Source organism: Flavivirga aquatica (genome assembly GCF_001747085.1).
GTDB classification, from domain to species: domain Bacteria; phylum Bacteroidota; class Bacteroidia; order Flavobacteriales; family Flavobacteriaceae; genus Algibacter_C; species Algibacter_C aquatica.
Genome location: NZ_MDJD01000007.1, coordinates 695,346 through 718,602 on the forward strand (window position 1 = coordinate 695,346; position 23,257 = coordinate 718,602).

General features: G+C 30.6%; 22 protein-coding genes. 17 read left to right on the forward strand and 5 right to left on the reverse strand.

Features of this window, described 5'->3' with window-relative positions:
* Nucleotides 1-10 precede the first annotated feature (10 nt).
* The 12 genes from A8C32_RS03575 to flxY are packed head-to-tail and all read left to right on the forward strand — an operon-like array spanning nucleotide 11 to nucleotide 13,472.
* A complete protein-coding gene (locus A8C32_RS03575) occupies nucleotides 11-745 on the forward strand; it encodes a polysaccharide deacetylase family protein (protein ID WP_240491679.1) in 735 nt (244 codons plus the stop codon).
* Nucleotides 738-1,355, forward strand: a complete 618-nt coding sequence (gene lolA2 / locus A8C32_RS03580) for a flexirubin biosynthesis/transport protein LolA2 (protein ID WP_069829063.1) — start codon at nucleotides 738-740, stop codon at nucleotides 1,353-1,355. Before A8C32_RS03575 ends, lolA2 begins: the two co-directional genes overlap by 8 nt.
* A complete protein-coding gene (lolB2, locus tag A8C32_RS03585) occupies nucleotides 1,336-1,941 on the forward strand; it encodes a flexirubin biosynthesis protein LolB2 (protein WP_083253228.1) in 606 nt (201 codons plus the stop codon). Before lolA2 ends, lolB2 begins: the two co-directional genes overlap by 20 nt.
* Nucleotides 1,942-2,526 (forward strand): outer membrane beta-barrel protein, encoded by a 585-nt coding sequence (locus A8C32_RS03590; protein WP_069829065.1) that lies wholly within the window; start codon nucleotides 1,942-1,944, stop codon nucleotides 2,524-2,526.
* Between the two features lie 40 nt (nucleotides 2,527-2,566).
* Nucleotides 2,567-3,163 (forward strand): outer membrane beta-barrel protein, encoded by a 597-nt coding sequence (locus A8C32_RS03595; protein WP_069829066.1) that lies wholly within the window; start codon nucleotides 2,567-2,569, stop codon nucleotides 3,161-3,163.
* A 6-nt stretch (nucleotides 3,164-3,169) separates the two neighbouring features.
* Nucleotides 3,170-3,532 carry an ApeI family dehydratase gene (locus A8C32_RS03600; RefSeq protein ID WP_069829067.1) on the forward strand — a complete coding sequence of 121 codons (363 nt, stop codon included), beginning with the start codon at nucleotides 3,170-3,172 and terminating at the stop codon, nucleotides 3,530-3,532.
* Between the two features lie 7 nt (nucleotides 3,533-3,539).
* Nucleotides 3,540-4,037 carry a hypothetical protein gene (locus A8C32_RS03605; RefSeq protein WP_069829068.1) on the forward strand — a complete coding sequence of 166 codons (498 nt, stop codon included), beginning with the start codon at nucleotides 3,540-3,542 and terminating at the stop codon, nucleotides 4,035-4,037.
* 20 nt (nucleotides 4,038-4,057) lie between these two features.
* Nucleotides 4,058-5,251: a DUF2062 domain-containing protein gene (locus A8C32_RS03610; protein ID WP_069829069.1), complete on the forward strand. Its 1,194-nt coding sequence runs from the start codon at nucleotides 4,058-4,060 to the stop codon at nucleotides 5,249-5,251.
* Nucleotides 5,244-8,924, forward strand: a complete 3,681-nt coding sequence (locus tag A8C32_RS03615; protein ID WP_069829070.1) for an MMPL family transporter — start codon at nucleotides 5,244-5,246, stop codon at nucleotides 8,922-8,924. Before A8C32_RS03610 ends, A8C32_RS03615 begins: the two co-directional genes overlap by 8 nt.
* Before the next feature lie 7 nt (nucleotides 8,925-8,931).
* Entirely contained in the window at nucleotides 8,932-10,482 is a 1,551-nt protein-coding gene (locus A8C32_RS03620; protein WP_069829071.1) for a phytoene desaturase family protein, read from the forward strand.
* Between the two features lie 42 nt (nucleotides 10,483-10,524).
* A complete protein-coding gene (locus A8C32_RS03625; protein WP_083253229.1) occupies nucleotides 10,525-12,183 on the forward strand; it encodes a C45 family autoproteolytic acyltransferase/hydrolase in 1,659 nt (552 codons plus the stop codon).
* Nucleotides 12,180-13,472, forward strand: coding sequence for a flexirubin biosynthesis putative acyl-CoA ligase FlxY (gene flxY / locus A8C32_RS03630; protein ID WP_069829073.1), 1,293 nt, complete (start codon nucleotides 12,180-12,182; stop codon nucleotides 13,470-13,472). Before A8C32_RS03625 ends, flxY begins: the two co-directional genes overlap by 4 nt.
* A gap of 43 nt (nucleotides 13,473-13,515) precedes the next feature.
* Here flxY and A8C32_RS03635 read toward each other — a convergent pair whose 3' ends face one another.
* Nucleotides 13,516-13,875 carry a DUF983 domain-containing protein gene (locus A8C32_RS03635; RefSeq protein ID WP_069829074.1) on the reverse strand — a complete coding sequence of 120 codons (360 nt, stop codon included), beginning with the start codon at nucleotides 13,873-13,875 and terminating at the stop codon, nucleotides 13,516-13,518.
* Between the two features lie 105 nt (nucleotides 13,876-13,980).
* Here A8C32_RS03635 and A8C32_RS03640 point away from each other — a divergent pair, with 105 nt between their 5' ends.
* Nucleotides 13,981-14,856 (forward strand): AraC family transcriptional regulator, encoded by an 876-nt coding sequence (locus A8C32_RS03640; RefSeq protein ID WP_069829075.1) that lies wholly within the window; start codon nucleotides 13,981-13,983, stop codon nucleotides 14,854-14,856.
* 38 nt (nucleotides 14,857-14,894) lie between these two features.
* Here A8C32_RS03640 and A8C32_RS03645 read toward each other — a convergent pair whose 3' ends face one another.
* Entirely contained in the window at nucleotides 14,895-15,689 is a 795-nt protein-coding gene (locus tag A8C32_RS03645; protein ID WP_069829076.1) for a universal stress protein, read from the reverse strand.
* A gap of 86 nt (nucleotides 15,690-15,775) precedes the next feature.
* On the opposite strand from A8C32_RS03645, the gene A8C32_RS03650 reads away from it, so the two are divergent.
* The 3 genes from A8C32_RS03650 (at nucleotide 15,776) to A8C32_RS03660 (ending at nucleotide 18,761) form a co-directional block, all read left to right on the forward strand.
* Nucleotides 15,776-17,110, forward strand: coding sequence for an MATE family efflux transporter (locus A8C32_RS03650; protein ID WP_069829178.1), 1,335 nt, complete (start codon nucleotides 15,776-15,778; stop codon nucleotides 17,108-17,110).
* A gap of 132 nt (nucleotides 17,111-17,242) precedes the next feature.
* Nucleotides 17,243-17,698 carry a 6-pyruvoyl trahydropterin synthase family protein gene (locus tag A8C32_RS03655; RefSeq protein WP_069829077.1) on the forward strand — a complete coding sequence of 152 codons (456 nt, stop codon included), beginning with the start codon at nucleotides 17,243-17,245 and terminating at the stop codon, nucleotides 17,696-17,698.
* A 310-nt stretch (nucleotides 17,699-18,008) separates the two neighbouring features.
* A complete protein-coding gene (locus A8C32_RS03660; RefSeq protein WP_069829078.1) occupies nucleotides 18,009-18,761 on the forward strand; it encodes a UDP-2,3-diacylglucosamine diphosphatase in 753 nt (250 codons plus the stop codon).
* 379 nt (nucleotides 18,762-19,140) lie between these two features.
* On the opposite strand, the gene A8C32_RS03665 is transcribed toward A8C32_RS03660, so the two are convergent.
* From A8C32_RS03665 to A8C32_RS03675, 3 genes are read right to left on the reverse strand one after another with little or no spacing between them, the layout of a single operon-like run.
* Nucleotides 19,141-20,415 carry an MFS transporter gene (locus A8C32_RS03665; protein WP_069829079.1) on the reverse strand — a complete coding sequence of 425 codons (1,275 nt, stop codon included), beginning with the start codon at nucleotides 20,413-20,415 and terminating at the stop codon, nucleotides 19,141-19,143.
* A gap of 5 nt (nucleotides 20,416-20,420) precedes the next feature.
* The gene (recJ, locus tag A8C32_RS03670; RefSeq protein ID WP_069829080.1) at nucleotides 20,421-22,115 is read right to left on the reverse strand and encodes a single-stranded-DNA-specific exonuclease RecJ; all 1,695 of its coding nucleotides are present in this window, start codon (nucleotides 22,113-22,115) and stop codon (nucleotides 20,421-20,423) included.
* A gap of 56 nt (nucleotides 22,116-22,171) precedes the next feature.
* On the reverse strand, nucleotides 22,172-22,594 hold the full coding sequence (locus tag A8C32_RS03675) for an OsmC family protein (protein WP_069829081.1): 423 nt from the start codon (nucleotides 22,592-22,594) through the stop codon (nucleotides 22,172-22,174).
* Nucleotides 22,595-22,654: 60 nt separating this feature from the next.
* Here A8C32_RS03675 and A8C32_RS03680 point away from each other — a divergent pair, with 60 nt between their 5' ends.
* Nucleotides 22,655-23,245, forward strand: coding sequence for a carboxymuconolactone decarboxylase family protein (locus A8C32_RS03680; RefSeq protein WP_069829179.1), 591 nt, complete (start codon nucleotides 22,655-22,657; stop codon nucleotides 23,243-23,245).
* The last annotated feature ends 12 nt before the right edge of the window (nucleotides 23,246-23,257 follow it).

Consider the following 23,257-nt stretch of genomic DNA (forward strand, 5'->3'; position numbering starts at 1 on the left):
AATTATAGCTATGCTTGTTTCATTATTTACAAGCTACTATTATAAATGGTCTTTATGGCCATTAATTATATTGGTAATTATCTGGTTTTTGATTACTACTGCTGGTTCTTTTTTTATAAAATGGAACTATCATATTAAATCACTCCATTCTAATAAAATAATTAAAGAAAATAGAATCGCAATTACTTTTGATGATGGTCCACATCCAGAATTCACACCCAAAGTTTTAGAACTTTTAAAAAAGTACAATGCCAAAGCGACTTTTTTTTGTGTTGGTAAGCACATTGATGCATATCCAAATATCTTCAAAGAAATCATAAACCAAGGACATACTGTTGGTAATCACACCTATACACATGCAAATAATTTTGGCTTTTTTAAAACTAAAAAGGTAATTGATGAATTACAAAAAACAAACGCTGTTGCTAAACAGATCGAAGGATTCACAATGCAATTATACCGACCAGCTTTTGGTGTAACAAACCCAAGAATAAAGAAAGCAATAAAATTAATTGGATTACAACCAATAGGATGGAATATTCGTTCTTTAGATACAACTTCAAGAACTCACAAAATGATATTTAATCGTATCACAAAAAAACTTTCAAAAGGCGATGTTATCTTGCTTCACGATACAAGTTTAAAAACAATTACAGTATTGGAACGGTTATTGTTATTTTTACAACAACAAAATATGGAATCTGTTACTATAGATTCTCTATTCAACATAAAAGCATATGCGTAATATTATTTATATAGTATTTTTTATGGGTGCTGCATTACATGCGCAAACCAAAATGGATACAGCAGAGTCTGCCACTTTAAAAGCAAAAGTAAAAGCAAAAGCCTCTACAATAAACACCTTATTAAGTGACTTTACACAATATAAACATTTAGGTTTTTTATCTAACGATATTATAACTTCAGGTAAACTATCGTTTAAATCTCCCAGTATGGTAAAATGGGAATATATAACGCCTTATAAATATGCTGTGTTATTTAAAAACGAAACGCTTTTTATTAATAATGAAGGTAAAAAAAGCAATATAGATATTGGATCAAACAAGATGTTTAAACAGCTAAACACCCTAATTATAAATAGTGTAAAAGGAGATTTATTTGATGAAAATGAATTTGATATTACATATTTTAAAAATGGTACGAATAGTGAAGTTTACTTTAGTCCAAAAGACAAAAAATTCTCGAAATACATAAAAAAATTTCAGATAATATTTAATGAAAATGGTGATGTTGTAGAGTTGAAAATGATAGAACCATCAGAAGATTATACAAAAATTGTTTTTAGTAATCGAACAGTAAATACAAAACTACCAGATGCGATATTTAATCAGTAGCTTCTGTTTGCTTTTTATGGCATGTGGTTCGTATTCTAAAAAGAATAATTTTCAAATACAGACAACATCAAATAAAACAATTCATAATCCATACTTTTCAAATGAAAAAAAAGATTATGTTTATAAAGCAAACATTACTGTTTATAATAATCATTTTAGTGGCATTTTTATAGTAAAAAAACTAGGAGAAGCTAACCATCGCATAGTATTTACAACAGAAATGGGAAATAAAATTTTCGATTTTTCTTTTTTGAATGATACTTTTAAGGTTAATTTCATTATCGAAGATATCGATAAAGCCATTTTAATTAACATCTTAAAAAAAGACTTTAAAACACTTGTACAAGAGGAATTACCTGTTATTAAATCGTATTCATTACAAGATACTTTAGTTTATGAAACTGCTTTAGAAAACAAAAAACATTTTTATTTTGAAACACAACAGTTAAACAAAATCACACGTGTAAAAAATGGAAAAGAAAAAGTCATCTTTTTATTTTTAGAAATTAATAATATCATTGCAAATCAAATTAAAATTTCACACTCAAATATTAAACTAAAAATTAATTTAAAATCAATTAATTAAATGAAAAAATCATTTATAACATTAGTGTTAATCTTACTAAGCACAGTTACCTTTTCTCAAATAAAAATTAAGCCAGGAGTTAGAGCTGGTGCTAATTTCTCGAATTTAACTAACACCAATTTAGATGATAAAACAGATTTTTATATTGGAGCATTTGTCAAAATTAAATTTGTTAACTTTTATGCATTGCAACCAGAAATAAATTATTCAAGACAAGGAGGCAAATCTATAATTTCTGGATTTGATGATTTTGAGACCCAGTATTTAGGTGTCGCTTTAACGAACAAATTTTATCCTTTTAAAGCCATTGGTTTACACGCCATTGTTGGCCCTAGTATAAACATTAAAGTAGGCGATAATATAGAGAATAATTTTGATGAAAATTTAGAAGGTTTTGATTTTTTAATTTTTGGTGGTCTAGGTTACGATCTCCCTTTCGGTTTAGGCATTGAAGCTAGATATAATATTGGATTAGTTGACATATATGGAAGTAATGTTAACAACACTAATAGAAATAACAATGTAGACAATTTAATATTAAATAAAGTTTTTCAAATAGGAGCAACTTATAAATTCGATTTTTAAATTAATAAATGACCTGCCTTGAATCAATAAATAAAAAATTATGAAAAATATTTTAGTCATTTTAGTCGCATTTGGAATTTTTACAAGCTCCTATTCGCAAACAAAAAAATCATTTGGAATACGTGGTGGTATTAACCTTTCTAATCTTTCTAATGCAGACTTAGATCAAAAAACAAGTGGATATTTTAGTGTTTTTGGGCATTTTAAATTTTCAGATTTATATGCTCTTCAACCAGAAATAGGATATTCCAATCAAGGAGGAAGTGTTAAAAACACTTCAGCTATTGATGACATTGAAATATATTATATTTCATTCTCGGCAATAAATAAATTCTTTGTAAAAGATTCCGGATTTCATTTCTTAATTGGTCCAGGGTTAGATTTTGACGTAGATGATACTATTATTGGACTCTCAAATAATAACGAAGGAAATGATATCACCTTTATCGATGTTACTTTTAACGTTGGTATTGGTATAGAGTTTAAAAACGGATTAGGTATAGAAGCTAGATACAAACAAGGATTGGTAGATGTTTTTTCTGGTAGTTGGCATAATTTTGATTCTGAGCTTTATGAAAATGAGATTCAACATAATACCGTATTTCAATTGGGGTTATTTTATAAATTCAATTTTTAAAAAAATATGTTAGAAAACTTATATAAAATAAATAATTTAGAGGCTATTGATAATTCAATAACTGCTAATATTACTATTAATAAAGACCATGTTATTTTTAAAGGACACTTCCCTGATAACCCAGTGATGCCTGGTGTATGCATGATGCAAATTATTAAAGAAATTACCGAAAGTATTGTTGAGAAAAAATTATTTACACGGTCTGCAAGTAATATTAAATTCATGGCAATAATTAACCCTTTTATTACGCCAAAATTGGAGTTAAAACTGGATATTTCTGAAACAGATGAAGGCTATAAAGTAAAAAACATTTCTAAATTTGAAGATACCGTAGCTTTAAAAGCTACGACAAATTTTATAGTAAAATAATTTATATATGAAATTTTTAATGGTTCTCATATCGGCAATAAGTATAAATATTTTATCAATAGATATTAATACCGTTAGAAAAGCATATAAAGAAGCTGCCCACGACCATAACAAAATAGAGACTTTTAATAACCTACTTTTAAAAATAACTAAAAAAGATAAAGCAGCCCTAGTAGCTTACAAAGGTGCAGCAATTGCTTTGTTAGCTAAACAAGAAAAAAAAATTAAAGACAAAAAAGCACTGTTTATAGAAGGGGTTTCATATGTGGAGCATGCCATTGAAAAATCATCAAATAACATAGAAGTTCGTTTTGTTCGATTAGGGATTCAAGAAAACACGCCAAAGCTCTTAAAATATAAAGATAATATTGAAGAAGACAAACGCTTCATTTTAAAACATTTTAAAGGCATTACGTCTCTTAATTTAAAGCGTTACATTAAAGATTATATTTTACAGTCTAAAGCTTTTAGTGATGAAGAAAAAACAGTAATTTCGAGCCAATAATGCTTTAAGGTTTCAATAAAGTGAATATTAACCTAACCAACCAAAAAATTACCGATTTAAGCGTATGTGTGTTAATCCCAACATACAATAACGATCGTACATTAAAGCGAGTTATCGATGGCGTTTTACAATTTACACAACACATTATTATCATTAATGATGGATCTACAGATAATACATTACAAATTCTTGAAGAATATTCACAACTTCAACAAATTCATATAGAAAAAAACAAAGGCAAAGGTAATGCGTTACGCATGGGGTTTAAACATGCCGAAACTTTAGGGTATCACTTTGCCATTACCATAGATTCTGATGATCAACACTTTACAGAAGACATTCCAGTTTTTGTTAATGAGCTTGAAAAAAGTAACAACAAAGATATATTACTTATTGGCGCACGAAATATGAGTCAAAAAGATGTGCCTAAAAAAAGTAGTTTTGGTAATAAATTTTCAAACTTTTGGTTTTGGGCGGAAACTGGAATTAAGCTTCAAGACACACAATCTGGATTTAGGTTATATCCTTTAAAAGCATTAAAAAAGCTTAAATTATATACATCTAAATTTGAATTTGAAATCGAAGTTATTGTAAAGTCTGCTTGGTCTGGAGTCGCAGTTAAAAACATCCCTGTTCGCGTGTTATATGATGAAAATGAGCGCGTTTCTCATTTTAGACCATTCAAAGATTTTACACGAATAAGTATTTTAAACACATGGCTTGTAATACTTACTCTTTTATACATTAAACCACGAGATTTTTTTAGAAAATTAAAAAAAAAAGGATTTAAACGGTTTTTTAATGAAACCTTATTAGGAACAGAGGATAAGGCTTCTAAAAAAGCATTATCTATAGCTTTAGGTCTTTTTATTGGTATATCTCCTTTTTGGGGGCTTCAAACAGCACTTGTTATTTTTTTAGCTTTAATTTTTAAATTAAATAAAACAATCGCTTTTATTTTTTCGAATATAAGCATCCCTCCTTTTATTCCTTTTATACTTTATGCCAGCTCAAGAATAGGTCAATATATTTTAAGAGTAGAATTAGAATACACAAGAGAAGAAATGATCGAAAATTTTGAAGTTTTAAAACATCTTAAAACATATATTGTTGGTAGTTTTTCTTTAGCAATCATAGCTGCAACCAGTTTTGGTATTTTAAGTTATTTCCTTTTTTTAATTTTAAATAAAAAAGCGGTACTCAATAATGGATAGAGTTTTTTATAACATATATAAAAAAATTGTAGCTAAAAAACTATTAAGTTTTATCGCTTTGCTTCTATTAATTTTATCGCTGGTATATGTAGCTTCTAAAATTGAATTTGAAGAGGATATTACTAAACTCATTCCATCTAATGACAAAACTTCTGAAGCACAAAAGGTTTTAAAAACCGTAAATTTTGCTGATAAAATTATTGTAAATATCACAAAGAAACCCGATGGTTCTGTTGATGATATCACGCAGTACGCATCACAATTAATGGACAGCATAAATATAACGTCCAGTAAATATGTTAAACAAATTCAGGGAAAAATTGAAGATGAAGATATTCTTGAAACTTTAGATTTTGTTTATAAAAACCTGCCTCTCTTTTTAGATGAAAGCGATTATAAAATCATTGAAAACAAGATAGGAAAAGATAGCATCGATGCCATAACAAACAACAATTATAAGACTTTGGTGTCTCCTTCTGGATTTATTGCCAAAGAAAGCATATTAAAAGATCCTTTAGGTTTATCGTTTATTGCCTTAAAAAAACTACAACAACTTGGCTTTGGTGATGATTTTACGTTTCACAATGGCTTTTTAATTAGTAAAGATAAAAATCATGTCTTGCTATTTATAACTCCAACTTTAGGCTCTAGTGAAACTGCCGAAAATGCAAAATTTGCAGAAAATTTATATAAAATAAATGCTCAACTTAATAACACATTTAAAAACAGAGCGCAAAGTGAATATTTTGGAGGTGTTTTAATTGCTGTTGCAAATGCAAAACAAATCAAACAAGACATTCAACTTACGGTTAGTATTGCAATGAGTATTTTACTTATTATTCTTATTGTTTTTTATAAAAAACTAAGCATTCCAATTGTCTTATTTGTTCCTACACTATTTGGAGGTTTATTAGCAGTTGCTTTGCTATATCTAATTCGCGTAAAAATATCAGCAATCTCTCTGGGTATTGGTTCTGTCTTACTTGGTGTGACTTTAGATTATTCACTTCATATATTAACTCATATACGAAGTAATAACAATGTAAAAGCCTTGTATAAAGAAGTAACAAAGCCATTATTAATGAGTAGTATAACAACTGCTTTGGCATTTTTGTGTTTACTGTTTTTAAACTCACAAGCTTTACAGGATTTAGGTGTTTTTGCCTCAATAAGTGTATTGGGGGCTTCTATTTTTGCATTGTTTTTTATCCCATTAGTATATAAAGATTCAGCAAAAAAGACAAATAAACACACCTTAATAGATAACTTTGCTGGGTTTCAATTTCATAAAAAAAAGTGGGGTTTTATAATACTTATTATCGCATTTGGTATTAGCTTTTTCACTTATAATACGGTTGTTTTTAATAAAGATATCACAAAGTTAAATTATGAGCCACAGCATCTTAAAGAAGCTCAAATACGTTTAGATGCATTAACCAATATAGCATCAAAGTCTGTATATTTAGTAGCTTATGAAACTTCAGAAAAAGATGCACTACAAGTAAATGATGCTATTTATAAAAAACTACAAGGGCTTAAAACAGAAAATCAAATTATAAATTTTAGTTCTATTGGAACTTTAATAAATTCAGAAAAATCTCAAAAACAAAGTATTGCAAAATGGAATGAATTTTGGGATAATGAAACCATTGCAAACACTAAAAATAACCTTATTGAAAGCGGTAGTGCATTCGGTTTTAAACCTAATACATTTCATTCCTTCTATACTCTTTTAAACACTGGTTTTAAACCTCTAAAAACAGAAGATTATAAAACTTTAAAAACGATTTCAACCGAAGATTATATTACTTCTAAAAATAATTTTACTACGGTAACTACATTGGTTAAAGTTCAAGATGAAAATACACAAAAACTAATAGATACTTTTAAAAATAACCCACAAACACTTGTTATTGACAGACGACAAATGAATGAAACTTTTTTAGGGAATCTAAAAAACGACTTCAATAGTCTAGTTATTTATTCACTAGCTGTTGTGTTGCTTCTTCTTTTTATATTTTACAGAAGCTTTTCATTAACCTTGGTAACAAGTATTCCTATAGCATTAACCTGGTTGTTAACTATTGGAATTATGGGACTATTCCATATTGAATTCAATATTTTCAATATTATTATTTCCACTTTTATTTTTGGCTTGGGAATAGACTACAGCATTTTTATTACCAATGGTTTATTACACGAATATAAAACAGGAGAAAAAGCTTTAGTAACTCATAAAACATCCATTATTTTATCTGTAATCACTACAATTTTAGGAGTAGGTGTTTTAATATTTGCCAAGCATCCTGCTTTGTATTCTATTTCTTTAGTTTCTATTATTGGGATCTTATCTGCGCTCATCATTTCATTTACACTTCAACCTTTATTGTTTAAGTTATTTATTGGTAGTAAAACGAAACGTCCCACATCATTAAGGTTATTAATCCACTCCATTCTATCGTTTGGGTATTTTGGGTTAGGAGGGCTTCTAATTTCTTTGTTTAGTGTAACGTTGTTAAAAATGCTTCCTGTTAGCAAAAAAGCGAAGATGAAATGGTTTCATAAAACAGTTTCAAAGTATATGAAATCGGTTTTATACACAAACCCTTTTCTAAAAAAGAACGTTATAAACCTTAGTAATGAAACTTTTGAAAAGCCCTCAATAATTATTGCGAATCACACCTCTTTTTTAGACATTTTAGCCGTTGGTATGTTACATCCAAAAATTATATTTTTGGTAAGCGATTGGGTTTACAATTCGCCTGTTTTTGGTAAAGCTGTTCAAGCAGCCGGATTTTACCCTGTTTCCAGTGGCATAGAAAAAGGAGTATCTCACCTTCAGGAAAAAGTTAATCAAGGCTATTCGTTAATGGCTTTCCCAGAAGGAACAAGAGCTTTAACAAATAAAATGAAACGCTTTCATAAAGGGGCTTTTTATTTAGCAGAAAAATTAAATTTAGATATTATTCCAGTACTTATTCATGGTAATTCGGAGGTTAACCCAAAAGGTAGTTTTCTTATTAGAAATGGAAGTCTTACTGTAAAAATATTGGAGAGAATTTCTATTGAAAATAAATCATATGGGGAGAGCTATAAACAACGTACAAAAAATATAAGTGCAGATTTTAAGCAGCAATTTAATGATTTAAGACAGGACATTGAACACGATACTTACTTTCATGAAATAGTATTAGATGACTATAAATATAAAGGTGATGCATTATACAAAACGGTTAAAAAAGACCTTAAAACATATAAAGAAACTTATAGTACTATTTTAAATACGATTGATAAAAAAGATACAATCCTTCATCTCTCAAAAGATTATGGACAACTGGATTTTCTATTATCTTTAAATGCTATCGACAGAAAAATAATTTCTTATATTGAAGATGTTGCTGTTAACATGATCCTTCAAAATAGTTTTATTACAAATAAGCATAACCGTATTAATTTTGAAAACACTATTGATGAAGCCCTTAAAAATCACGCAAACGTATTAATAATCAATATAAATGGGATCTCTCTAGAGCAAATAAACAATATTTTGAATAGTCATATTAGTCTTTTAATTTTATTAAAAGAAAGTCGAAATTTATATTCTGAAACAATTAATGATTTAGGGTTTAAGACGTATTATGAAAATGAAAACCTTATTATTTTTAAACGATAAAAAATAGATGAAAACACACTATGATATTGTAATAGTTGGAAGTGGATTAGGAGGCTTGGCTTCTGCTATTATTTTAGCAAAAGAAGGTTATAGTGTTTGTGTACTTGAAAAAAACAATCAATATGGTGGTAATTTACAAACTTTTGTAAGAAACAAAACCATATTTGATACTGGAGTACATTATATTGGTGGACTAGATAAAGGGCAAAATCTATATCAATACTTTAAATATATTGACATTATAGATGATTTATCCCTTAAAAAACTAGACGAAAAAGGGTTTGATATCGTTACTTTCGATAATGATCCCATCGAATATAAGCATGCACAAGGTTATGAAAAATTCATTGAAGTTTTAGTAGAACAGTTTCCCGAAGAAGAACCTGCCATAATAACTTATTGCAATAAGTTGAAGGAAACCTGTGATAATTTTCCGTTGTATAACTTAAAACAAGGTAAAGCTTACCATGATAATCCTGCCATTTTTCAGCTTCAGGCAAAAGAGTACATCAATTCACTTACAAATAATAAAAAATTGCAAGCGGTACTTGCAGGAACAAATTTTTTATATGCTGGTGATGGTGAGCGTACACCATTTTATGTTCATGCTTTAACAATAAATTCCTATATAGAAAGCGCTTATAGATGCATTAATGGGGGCAGCCAAATAACTAAAGCATTAATTAAAACATTAAAAAAACACGGTGGAGAAACATACAAACATCATGACGTTGTTAAATTTGGTTTTGATAATGGTAAAATTACTTCAGCTATTTGCTCAAACGGAAAAGAAATAAAAGGCGATATGTTTATCTCTAATATTGAACCTAAACTTACTTTAAAGCTTGTTGGCGAAGATAAATTTAGGAAGTCCTATACCAATAGAGTTAATAAAATTGAAAGTACCATTGCTGCGTTTAGTTTATACATTGTTTTAAAACCAAATTCATTTAAATACGAAAATAAAAACTTCTATCATTTTAAAAACCCTGATAATGTTTGGGATGTTCACAAATACACGCAGGAAAGTTGGCCAGGAGGGTACATGATGTCCATGTCAATTAAGAAAAATATGAACGATTATGGAGATAATATAACGGTAATGACCTACATGCATTATGACGAAGTTAAACCTTGGGTAGATACATTTAATACTGTTTCCCATAAAAATGAAAGAGGTCAAACCTACGAACAGTTTAAAGAAGAAAAAGCCGAAAAACTGATAAAAGAATTAGAACTTAAATTTCCAAATATTAGAGATTGCATTCAAGAAATGTACACTTCTACGCCACTATCTTATAGGGATTATATAGGTAGTAATAGAGGTTCTATGTATGGTTATGTTAAAGATGTTAATAAGCCCATGCAATCTTTTTTATCTCCAAGAACAAAAATTAAAAATTTAATGTTTACAGGTCAAAGCCTAAACATGCATGGTATCTTGGGAGTCACAATAAGTGCTGTAACAACGTGCTCCGAAATTTTAGGTAAAGACTATTTATTAAATAAAATATTAAAAGCCAATAAAGAACAGGAAATAAGTGAAAACAATGTATAACGAACACTTTAAAGTAACTTCAATTACATGTATCTAAAGAAGATGAAAATAGTAAAGTGGTTTTGCTTTTTTGCGCTTCTACTTTTAGTATCATCATGTGGCGTCTCTAAATCCCTTAAAGATGTTCCAGATATAAGCACATATAATGCAGTTGTACCTGAAAGAGTTAAAACATCCGATTCCACTTTTCTTTTAGCAAATAATACGCTTAACAAAAACAAACAAGGTTTATGGGAGCTTTATGTAGAAGGTGATCCATACCAAAGAGGTCTAATTATTGGAAGCTTAACAAAAGAACTATTCAACAACCAAGAACATGTTTTTCTATCTAAAGTTAACGATCTCGTTCCTTCAAAGACAAAGCAAGCCTTACTACGCAAGTTTTTAGCTTGGTTTAATAGAAAAATGTATCTACATATTCCCGAAGAGTATAAAACCGAAATTTATGGGCTTTCAAAATATGCTTCATCCAAGTATAACAACATAGCAGAACCATATTTAAGAGTCCTTTATTTACATGGTGCTCACGACATAGGTCATGCTTTACAAGATTTAGCCTTAGTTGGTTGCTCTTCGTTTGCTGCATGGGGAAATAAAACCGAGGATGGTAGTCTTATTATAGGTAGAAATTTTGATTTTTATGCAGGAGATGATTTTGCTAAAGAAAAAATTATAGCTTTTGTAAATCCTACTAAAGGACATAAATTTATGTCTGTAACCTGGGGAGGCATGGTTGGTGTCGTTTCTGGAATGAATGAGCATGGACTTACCGTTACAATTAATGCAGGAAAATCAAAAATTCCTTTAATTGCCAAAACACCTATTTCAATTTTAAATAGAGAAATTTTACAATACGCATCAACCATAGAGGAAGCAATTGCTATAGCAAAAAAGAGAAAAGTATTTGTTTCCGAATCTATATTTATTGGAAGTGCTAAAGATAAAAAGGCCATCACCATTGAAGTCTCTCCTGATAACTTTGGCGTTTATGAGGTTTCAAACTCTAACCAATTAATATGCTCAAATCATTTTCAAAGCCAAGCTTATGCAAATGATAAAAAAAACCTAAAGCACAAAGCAGAAAGTCATTCTCTCTATCGTTACCAACGTATGGAAGAACTTTTGGAAGAACACTCAAAGCTAACTCCTAAAATAGCAGTAGATATTTTGCGAAATAAAGAAGGTTTACAAAATGAATCTATTGGCTATGGCAACGAAAAAGCGCTTAACCAGTTATTAGCACACCATGCTATAGTTTTTAAACCAGAACAACGACTCGTTTGGGTTTCTTCAAGCCCATATCAATTAGGAGAGTTTGTCGCTTACAACTTGAACGACGTTTTTAATAACCCTAAAAAGAGAACGCTATCTAACACAAACCTGAATATAGAAAAAGATGATTTTCAATTTTCTAAAGCTTATAAAAACTATGAAACTTATAGAGAATTAAAATCTCAAGTTCAATCTTTAATAGCAAATAAAAAAGATATAGAACCTTCAATAATTTCAGAATTAATTATAACCAACCCAGATTTTTGGGAAACATACTATTTAAAGGGTAAATATTACTATAATAAAGGTTATTATACAGCCGCTTTAAATGCATTTCAAAAAGCGAAAACTAAAGAAGTCACAACTGTTCCCGATAAAAGAGAAGTTGACTTGTATATTAAAAAATTAAAAAGGAAGTTAGGACTATGATTCCAGATATAGAGAAAGCCTCGACCGAGGAGATAAAAGCATTTCAAGAAAATCAATTAAAACTTCTTTTAGTTAATTTAAGCAAGCATTCAACTTATTATAAACGTTTGTTTGAAAAGCATCATGTTGATATTAATACCATAAATACGTTAGAAGATTTAACTAATATTCCAACAACATCAAAAGATGATTTACAGAAATACAACGACGATTTTATTTGTGTTCCTAAAAAAGACATTATCGATTATGTAACGACATCTGGTACATTAGGAGAACCTGTAATTTTTGCATTAACAGATAATGATTTAAAACGTTTAGCCTATAATGAAGCCATCTCTTTTGCTTGTGCAGGAGTAAATTCCAACGACACCATACAACTAATGACCACTATGGACAGAAGGTTTATGGCAGGATTAGCCTATTTTTTAGGAGCTAGAGAACTTGGAGCGGGCATTATTCGTGTTGGTAACGGAATTCCAGAATTACAATGGGATTCTATCTTAAAATTTAAACCAACATACATTATCGCCATACCTTCTTTCTTATTAAAACTGATTGAATATGCACAACAACACGATATAGATCTTAACACATCGGGAATTAAAGGCGCTATTTGCATTGGCGAACCACTTCGCGAACAAGATTTCTCGCTAAACACATTGTCTCAAAAAATAAAATCTCAATGGAATATCGAGTTATATTCCACCTATGCTTCTACAGAAATGAATACCGCATTTACAGAATGTGAAGCACAAAAAGGAGGACATCAACATCCTGAATTAATAATTACCGAAATTTTAGACGACAATAACAAGCCTGTTGCAAAAGGAGAATCTGGAGAATTAACCATTACAACTTTAGGGGTTGAAGGCATGCCTTTACTACGTTTTAAAACAGGTGACATTGTAAAAGCAAACGAGGAAAAGTGTGAATGTGGTAGAAATACAGTACGTCTTGGACCTGTAATTGGAAGAAAAAAACAAATGATTAAATATAAAGGTACCACTTTATATCCTCCAGCAATGCATAATATTTTAAACCACTTTAATGAAGTTGAATGTTATGTTATTGAAATCTCTCATAACGATATAGGGACAGACGAAATCCTAATAAAAATCGCAACATCTTTGCCTTCTGATGATTTATTACAAAAAATCAAAGATCATTTTAGAGCCAAACTAAGAGTCCTACCAAAAATAGAATTTGACGATAGAAAAGCGATCTTAAAACTTCAATTTCCAAAAATGAGTAGAAAGCCTATCATGGTTATTGATAAAAGAGCATCGTAAGTCCTTTTAAATACGGACTAGCACAAAACAACATACCTTTTTTCTAAACTTCCTTTTTAGTTTTAGAAAAAAGATATATCCAAATTATTCTTGACAGTCTAAAATTCATTGTACTAGACAAAATTGCAATAACTATTACTCCTAAAAAAGAAAACAAAGGAGATGCCCCTAAAAGAAAATAAGAAATCAGAAAAAATGGAATAAATTGAGCTGCAGCTATGGCATAACTTACAAACATAGCTCCAAAGAAAAACCCAGGTTCCTTTTCAAATTTATAATGACACCTTTCACAGTTCGCATGCATTTGCGGAATTTTAAATAACAACAAATTACCACGAGATTCAAAAATGTTGCTTTTTTCACACTGCGGACATTTACCTCTTATAATTGAGATTAACTTCATCTTTTCACAATTTAAGATTTACTGTGCAAATTTAATTTACATCTTAAAATTATAACTCATAAATTATTCGCCATTTTTTGTACTTTTAAGACATATACTTGTTTTATGAAGATTATTCCAATTTTAAATATTCAACAGTTTGAGCAAGAAGTTCCCATATCCGACTTTTATAGCAACGATTTAAAAAGTCATTTAGAGAAAAACAAAGATTTTTTTCACAAACCTCATAAACATGATTTTTTTCTTTGTGTTTTATTCTCTAAAGGCTCTGGTATTCATGAAATAGACTTTAATACATATAATGTAAAGCCTGGAAGTATCTTCTTTTTAAAACCAGGACAAACCCATTATTGGAAATTCTACAACACTCCAGAAGGCTATATTTTCTTTCATACTCAAGATTTTTATGAGCTTCATTTTTCAAAAAGTAAACTTGAACAATTTCCGTTTTATTATTCCCATAAAAACACCCCAATACTCAATTTATCTCCTAGTAAGATTAAACTTTTAGAATCAAAATTCAAAGAGGTTAATGATGAATATTACGAAGACCTACCTTATAAAAAACAAAAAATATCTAGTATTATAAATGTAATATACATAAACCTTGCTAGACATTATAATTCATTTAAAACTATTGAAAACACAACATCTGCTACTTATATAGAAACTTTACGTGCTTTAGAGCAAATTATTGACAATTATTACAAAACGGAAAAATCGGCAAAATTTTATGCAAACGCGTTAAATATTACGCCCAAACATTTAAATAGAATTATAAAAACAACCTTAGGAAAAACAACAACCGATTTAATTACCGATCGTGTTATTCTAGAATCAAAACGCTTAATCGTTCACTCAAACAATTCACTATTTACTATTTCCGAGAGTTTAGGCTATCAAGATTACGCCTACTTTTCTAGAGTCTTTAAATTAAAAACAAAAACGACACCATTAGAGTTTAAGAACAGTTATAAATAAAGTTTTCTGAATTTATCTTGACCAATATTACTTTTTAATTATTTTAACCCACTAAGTACTAAAACAGGAATGGTACTATGAAAGTCTTTTTTTAGAATCGTATTCTTTTCCCATTTTTTAATAAAAAATCCACGTTTACGTCTAACCACACATAACATATCTGGATTATTAGACCTAAAATGCTCTAAAACTCCTTGAAATGTGGTAGCATTTTCTGTAGTCGTCGTACTCGTTACAAGCTCGGATAAATCATCAGTAACATTAAAATCACCTTCCTTATAACGCGCCGTTTTAACTAATAATAAATTTACAGCAGACTTAAATTTTTCTTGAACAATCTGTAATGGTAATAAAGCATTCTTCTTTTTAAAAATAGCAGATTTTACAGCCATTAAAATTGTTTTAACTGGTTTAAAAATATAACCTTCAGGAACTATAAGAGCTGGTATTTTTGTCTGTTTAATTATTTTACCCGATGTTTTCCCTAAAAACACTTCATCTTTAATGGAGTTCGTTCTAGGCTCAACTAAAATTAAATCGATATCTATTTTTTTACTAATTAATTCTAATGTATCAACTAAACCACCTTTTAAGGTTTTTACAACAACATCGACTGTTTTAGTATCAACTTTAGACACCAAGTCCTTTAAAAACTGCAAACTTTCGCGTTCAATAATCTCATCAATCTTAATCATTGTTCCTGCTTTAGTAAACACATTATACACCTGTATAACATAAAGCTTAGCACCAACTGCTTGAGCAAAATCTACAGCATATTGTAAATGACTAATAGCATTATTTGAGGAACCAACAGGAACTAAAATATTTTTCATATATAAAGGTTATTAAAACTAAATTTACAAATTATTGCACAAAAGTAATTTATAATAAACACTTTATTGTCTTTACAACTAAAAATTTGAAAAACTCAATTAGCCTAAAACAAATAAACAAACTAGCTATACCCGCATTAATAGCAGGAATATCAGAACCCGTTTTATCACTAACAGATGCTGCAATAGTAGGTAATATTCCAACTAATGCTACCGAGTCCCTAGCAGCGGTTGGTATTGTTACAACATTTCTCTCCATGCTTATTTGGGTGTTAGGGCAAACAAGAAGTGCCATTTCCTCAATAGTATCGCAATATCTGGGAGCAGATCAATTAGATAATATTAAAAACCTACCAGCACAAGCTATTTTTATTATAACATCTTTAAGCCTCTTAATTATATTAAGCACCTACCCTTTTGCCCAAAGTATTTTCAAACTTTATAATGCAACAAATTTAATTTTAGAATACAGTGTAGATTATTATAAAATACGCGTTTTTGGTTTTCCGTTCACCCTATTTACCATAGCCATTTTTGGCGTATTTAGAGGTTTACAAAACACATATTACCCCATGTTAATTGCTATAATTGGAGCCTTATCAAATATTATTTTAGACTACATATTAGTCTATGGCATCGAAGGCTACATTAACCCAATGCATATAAAAGGAGCCGCTTACGCAAGTGTTATAGCTCAAATTTTAATGGCATTACTTTCCGCTTTTTATCTGCTTAAAAAAACATCTATCCCATTAAAACCAAGCTTTCCTTTTAATAAAGAAATCAACAAATTCATTTTAATGGTTCTTAACCTCTTTGTAAGAACCATTGCTTTAAACGTTACACTATATTTTGCCAGTGCTTTTGCAACCAGTTATGGTGCAAACTATATTGCAGCTTATACCATTGCCATTAATTTATGGTTTCTTGGCGCTTTTATTATAGATGGTTATGCCAGTGCAGGTAATATTTTATCAGGAAAACTATTGGGAGCAAAACAATACCCATTACTTATTACACTAAGCAACAAACTCATTAAATATGGCATTATAGTAGGCATTATTACCGCCCTTTTGGGAGCTATTTTTTACTATCCATTAGGAACCATTTTCTCCAAAGATCCCGAAGTACTGGACTCTTTCTATTCCGTATTTTATATCGTATTACTCATGCAACCCTTGTGCGCGTTAGCTTTTATTTTTGATGGTATTTTTAAAGGACTAGGCAAAATGGGGTATTTACGCAATGTCTTATTATTTTCAACTTTTTTAATCTTTATACCTGTCCTATTTTTACTAGATGGCCTTGATTATAAACTGTATGCTATTTTTATTGCTTTAACCTTTTGGATTATTGCCAGAGGCATACCATTAATTATAAAATTCCGACAACTATTTTTACCCCTTACTCAAAAGACTTAACTTTGCGCCAGATAATGCATATTTAATTATATTTATGGAAATATTAAGTTTTATAAGTGGTAGCGGATTGTTTCTAGTACTAGGCTTAGTACTAGTAATTGTTTACTTTGTAAATAAAAGAAAAAGAAGGTAATGAGCAATAACATACGCATCACAAAACAATTCTCTTTCGAAACTGGCCACGCTCTTTATGGATACGACGGAAAATGTAAAAACGTACACGGTCATAGTTACAAACTATCTGTAACCGTTATAGGACAACCCATTACCGACAACACCAATGTAAAATTTGGAATGGTGATAGATTTTAGTGATTTAAAAAAAATAGTCACAGAAGAAATTGTAGATGTCTTCGACCATGCTACCGTTTTTAATAAAAACACACCGCATGTTGAACTTGCAAAAGAACTACAAGATCGCGACCACAATGTACTATTAGTAGATTATCAACCAACCAGTGAAATGATGGTCATCGACTTTGCAAAAAAAATAAAAACACGTTTACCAAAACACATTAATTTACACTCCTTAAAACTTCAAGAAACAGAGAGTTCTTTTGCCGAATGGTTTGCTTACGAAAATAATTAGAGCGTTACCTTATCAGGTCGGGCTTTCGGTAGTCGCTCTCTGCGAGGAGCTCCAACAATACCTCTATCCCTAACGCATTGATCAACAAACTTCAGTATAAAAAGCATGTTCTTTTTTCTCTATAAAACACCATGGATTCTTTGTAAAACTTTGCGAAATAACGATCAAAAATTTAGAATGCAACCATACTAGCATTTAATTTATAACTGGTATTAATTCGTGAAATCCGTTTCATAAAAATCATATACAATTAACTAACCACCAACTTCGGTATTTAAACTTCTCACTAAAAAAATACTATATTTACAACATGCAAATTCCCAAAGGAAAAAATATATATTTCGCTTCAGATAATCACTTAGGCGCACCAACAGCAGAAGCTTCTCGACCACGCGAAAAAAAGTTTGTAGCATGGTTAGATGAAGTAAAACAAGATGCAGCAGCAATTTTTCTTTTAGGAGATATGTTTGATTTTTGGATGGAATTTAAAACCGTAGTTCCAAAAGGATTCACAAGAACCTTGGGTAAACTTGCCGAAATTAGTGATTCTGGAATCCCTATTTATTACTTTGTTGGCAATCATGACCTTTGGATGAATGGTTACTTCGAAGAAGAACTTAACATTCCCGTATACCATAAACCAAAAGAATTCATATTCAACAACAAAACGTTTTTAATAGGCCACGGAGACGGTTTAGGACCAGGAGACAAAGGCTATAAACGCATGAAAAAAGTATTTACAAACCCCTTTTGTAAATGGCTTTTTAGATGGTTACACCCAGATTTAGGCGTACGAATGGCACAGCATTTATCTGTAAAAAATAAACTTATTTCTGGCGATGACGATGCTCAGTTTTTAGGAGAAGACAACGAATGGTTAGTACAATACTGTAAACGAAAACTAGAAGACAAACACCGCGATTATTTTATTTTTGGACATAGGCATTTACCATTAAACATCGACCTCAACAAAAACTCGAAATATATCAATCTAGGCGATTGGATCCAATATTATACCTACGGCATATTTGATGGAGAAAACATAGCACTTAAAGCATATTAATTTCTACCATTTCTTTTAATTAGCAACCCTTTAACCACTATCAAACTAGTAAAAAGCAACAAGGAATAATAACACATAGGCGCTCCTCCTACTGTTTTTGGGCATTCACCTAAATCTGTAAATTCCATAATACTTGCCACTAAAGCAACTATAAAAGCTAATCCTGTAAAAAATAAAATATACTAATTGACTCTTATTAAAAAGATGAGTAATAAGAGGGATTATAAAGCACATAATAATATAACACGCTGGAATTCTTAACAATTTTGGACAAATATAATGCTGTGTAAATTCGAAATAAACCAAATTACCAACAAAATAAAACGGCAACCCTACAATACCAATTACAACTCAAAAAGCCTCTAAAACAGACCATCAATTATTCTTCGTTTTCGTGAGCTTCCATGTCTTTGGTTAAATCTAATTTCCTAAATGACGGAGAAACTAAGCCTGTAGTAACTACCGTAATCAAAGTCATCGTACCTCCAAAAACAACAGCTGTAGCTGCTCCCATAAGTTTTGCAGTTAAACCACTTTCAAAAGCTCCTAGTTCGTTCGAAGAACCAACAAACATAGAGTTTACAGAAGATACACGACCGCGCATTTCATCTGGTGTTTTAAGTTGTAAAATAGTTTGACGTATTACCATCGAAACCCCGTCGGTCATACCACTAAAAAACAATGCCAGTAATGATATCCAAAACACAGAAGACAGTCCAAAAACAACAATACAAACTCCAAAACCAAATATTGCTGCTAATAATTTCATTCCTGCATTTTTACTTATAGGTATATAAGCCGTAATTAACATAGTTATAAATGCACCAACAGCAGGTGCAGCTCTTAAAACTCCAAAACCTTCACTCCCTACCTTTAAAATATCTTGTGCAAAAACAGGTAATAGAGCAATGGCTCCTCCAAATAAAACTGCCACCATATCTAAAGTCATAGCGCCTAAAATAGCTTTTGTTTTAAACACAAAACGAACACCTTCTTTTAAACTTTCCTTTACAGATTCTCCTATTTTAGGATTTAAAATAGGTTTCTTTTTTATCTGAAATAAAACAATTAATGATAACATTACCAAGCCAAAAACAATACAAAGAGGCCAATGTACATTATCATCAAACCAACCAATACAAAAACCACCAAAAGCAGGACCTAATACACCTGCCATTTGCCATGTGGAACTATTCCAAGTAGCAGCATTTGGATATACTTTTTTAGGAACTATTAAAGCAACTAACGAAAATATAGTTGGTCCAAAAAAAGAACGCAAAAAACCACCAAAAAATACTAATGCATAAATAGAGTATAATATCGTTTTTGTTGCCCAACCTGCTACCATTTCTGGCCATGTTAATAAAAACAAGCCTAAGCTAATTAATGAAAACGCAGCAATACATAATGCTAAAAGGTTTCGTTTCTCTTTTTGGTCTACAATATGTCCTGCAAACAAAGCCATAGTAAATGCAGGGATTATCTCCATTAGTCCAATTACTCCTAAAGATAACGGATCTTTGGTTATACTATACACCTGCCATTCTATGATAATAAATTGCATAGACCACCCAAAAACTAACAAAAAACGAACTAATAAAAATATATTAAATTCTTTAAATCTTAGAGCAGCATATGGGTCTTTTTTGGTCATATTTATTAAACTTTAATATCTCTTAATTTTAATTGTAAACTCACATTGCCTTGCCATTCATTTTCATCAATAGAGTAAGCAGCATTAAAAGGTTTACCATTAGAAATGACATCTATTTTATCTCCCATACCAAAACCAATACCAACAAAATTACTTGATGACTCTGGTTGAGTTACCGTTAATCTTAAATGCGTTTTATCTGCTCCTACACATTTGCCATAACCTGTATCTGTTAAATTTTCAGTAACAAAAATAGGCGTCATATTACTTGGACCAAAAGGCGCAAATTGCTTTAAAATTCTATAAAACTTAGGAGTGATATCCTTTAAATCTATTTTATCATCTATCTTAATTTCTGGAGTTAATAAATCGCTATCAATTGTTTTAGAAACAACATCTTCAAAAGCCTGTTTAAAAGCTTCGTAATTTTCTTTTTTAAGTGTTAAACCAGCAGCATATTTATGTCCTCCAAACTGCTCAATATGGTCACTACACGCCTCTAAAGCATTATACACATCAAACCCTTTAACAGACCTTGCCGAAGCCGCTAATTTATCTCCACTCATAGTAAAAACTAAAGTAGGCCTATAATAGGTTTCAATTAATCTAGAAGCCACAATACCAATAACACCTTTATGCCAAGTTTCATGATAAACAACAGTAGTAAAGCGTTCCTGTTCTTTTTGTTCTTCAATTTGCTTAAGAGCTTCTTCTGTAATTCGTTTATCTGTTTCACGCCTATCAAGATTATAATTATTAATTTCAGCAGCATATTTTACTGCTAAATTATTGTCTGTTTCTGTTAATAACGTTACCGCATAATTACCGTGTTTCATTCGTCCAGCGGCATTAATACGAGGTGCTACAATAAAAACAACATCAGTAATAGTAAATTCTGTTTTTTTTACTTGATCGAGAATAGCTTTTATCCCTGGTCTTGGATTAGTATTTACAACTTGTAATCCAAAATAAGCTAACGCTCTGTTTTCTCCATCAATTGGAACAATATCTGCACCAATTGCAGTAGCCACCAAATCTAAATAACTCGTTAAATCTTCGGCTGTTTTTCCTTCTTTTGAAGCTAATGCTTGTATAAGCTTAAAGCCAACACCACAACCACATAATTCTTTATAAGGATAATCGCAATCCTCTCGTTTAGGATCTAAAACAGCAACAGCTTCTGGTATTTCATTTCCAGGCCTGTGGTGATCACAAATAATAAAATCGACTCCTTGCTCTTTGGCATAAGCCACTTTTTCAATAGCTTTAATACCACAATCCAAAGTAATAATAAGCGAAAAACCATTATCATTAGCAAAATCTATCCCTTTATAAGACACGCCATAACCTTCATCATAGCGATCTGGAATATAAGTAGCAATATTAGGATGAATTGTTTTTAAATACGAAGACATAAGCGCTACTGAAGTCGTACCATCTACATCATAATCGCCATACACTAAAATATTTTCATTATTTGAAATTGCTTTCTCAATACGTGCTGTAGCCTTATCCATATCTTTCATCAAGAAAGGGTCATGTAAATCGCTATAACTAGGTCTAAAGAAACGTTTAGCTGCTTCATAAGTCTCAATACCTCGTTTCACTAACAATGTTGCTGTAATGGTATCTACTTGAAGTGCTTTTTGTAATGCTTCAATTTTTTTAGTTTTCGGTTTTGGTTCTATAGTCCAACGCATAGTTTATTTCAGAAATAAATCTTAAAATATTTGATTTTGAAATTCCAAAAGAGGCATTACTTTTTATGAAAGTGAGTTTCTATGCTTAATTTTGCAAACTGACGAAACATTTCCATAACACCACAATATTTTTCTATTGATAAATCAACAGCGCGTTGTAATTTTTTTTCATTTAAATCATCACCATAAAAATGAAAACGCATAGCTACTTTATCGTAAAACTTAGGATGTTCCTCTGTAAGATTAGCTTCAGTATCTATCTTAAAACTATCAACATTTAGCTTCATCTTTTTTATTAAAGCAGCCACATCCAATCCTGAACAACCCGCTAAACCCGAAAGCATCAAAGCTTTAGGACGATACCCTTCACCTTTACCTCCATTTTCTTCGCCCGCATCAATAAATAAATTATGTCCTGATGGGTTAGTACTTTCAAACTTCATGTCTCCCAACCAAGTTGTTGTAATATGATTTGTCATCTTTCTATGAATTATTTTTCGTTTCTTGTAACTTCAAAAATACCACTAAAAAATAAAACTATGCCTTTAGTAACACCTTTATCTGCTGATCATGATTTAGAAACAAAAGAACTAGCAACGTTTTTTAACGAAACCCTTGGCTTTTGTCCAAACTCTGTATTAACCATGCAACGTCGTCCTGCCATTAGCAAGGCTTTTATTAATTTAAACAAAGCTGTTATGGCTAATGAAGGACGTGTAACATCTGCTTTAAAACGCATGATTGCTTGGGTAAGTAGTAACTCTACAGGTTGCAGGTATTGTCAAGCTCATGCTATTAGAGCAGCAGAACGTTATGGCGCCGAACAAGAGCAATTAGATAATATTTGGGAATACAGAACACATCCTGCATTTAGTGAAGCCGAACGTGCTGCATTAGATTTTTCATTACAAGCATCTCAAGTACCAAATGGGGTTGATGAAACCATAAAAAAACGTCTATATGAACACTGGAATGAGGGTGAAATTGTTGAAATGCTAGGTGTTATTTCTTTATTTGGCTACTTAAATAGATGGAATGATAGTATGGGAACTTCTATTGAAAATGGAGCCGTAGAAAGTGGCAACCAATATTTAGGCAAACATGGTTGGGGAAAAGGAAAACATATTTAAATTTACATAAAA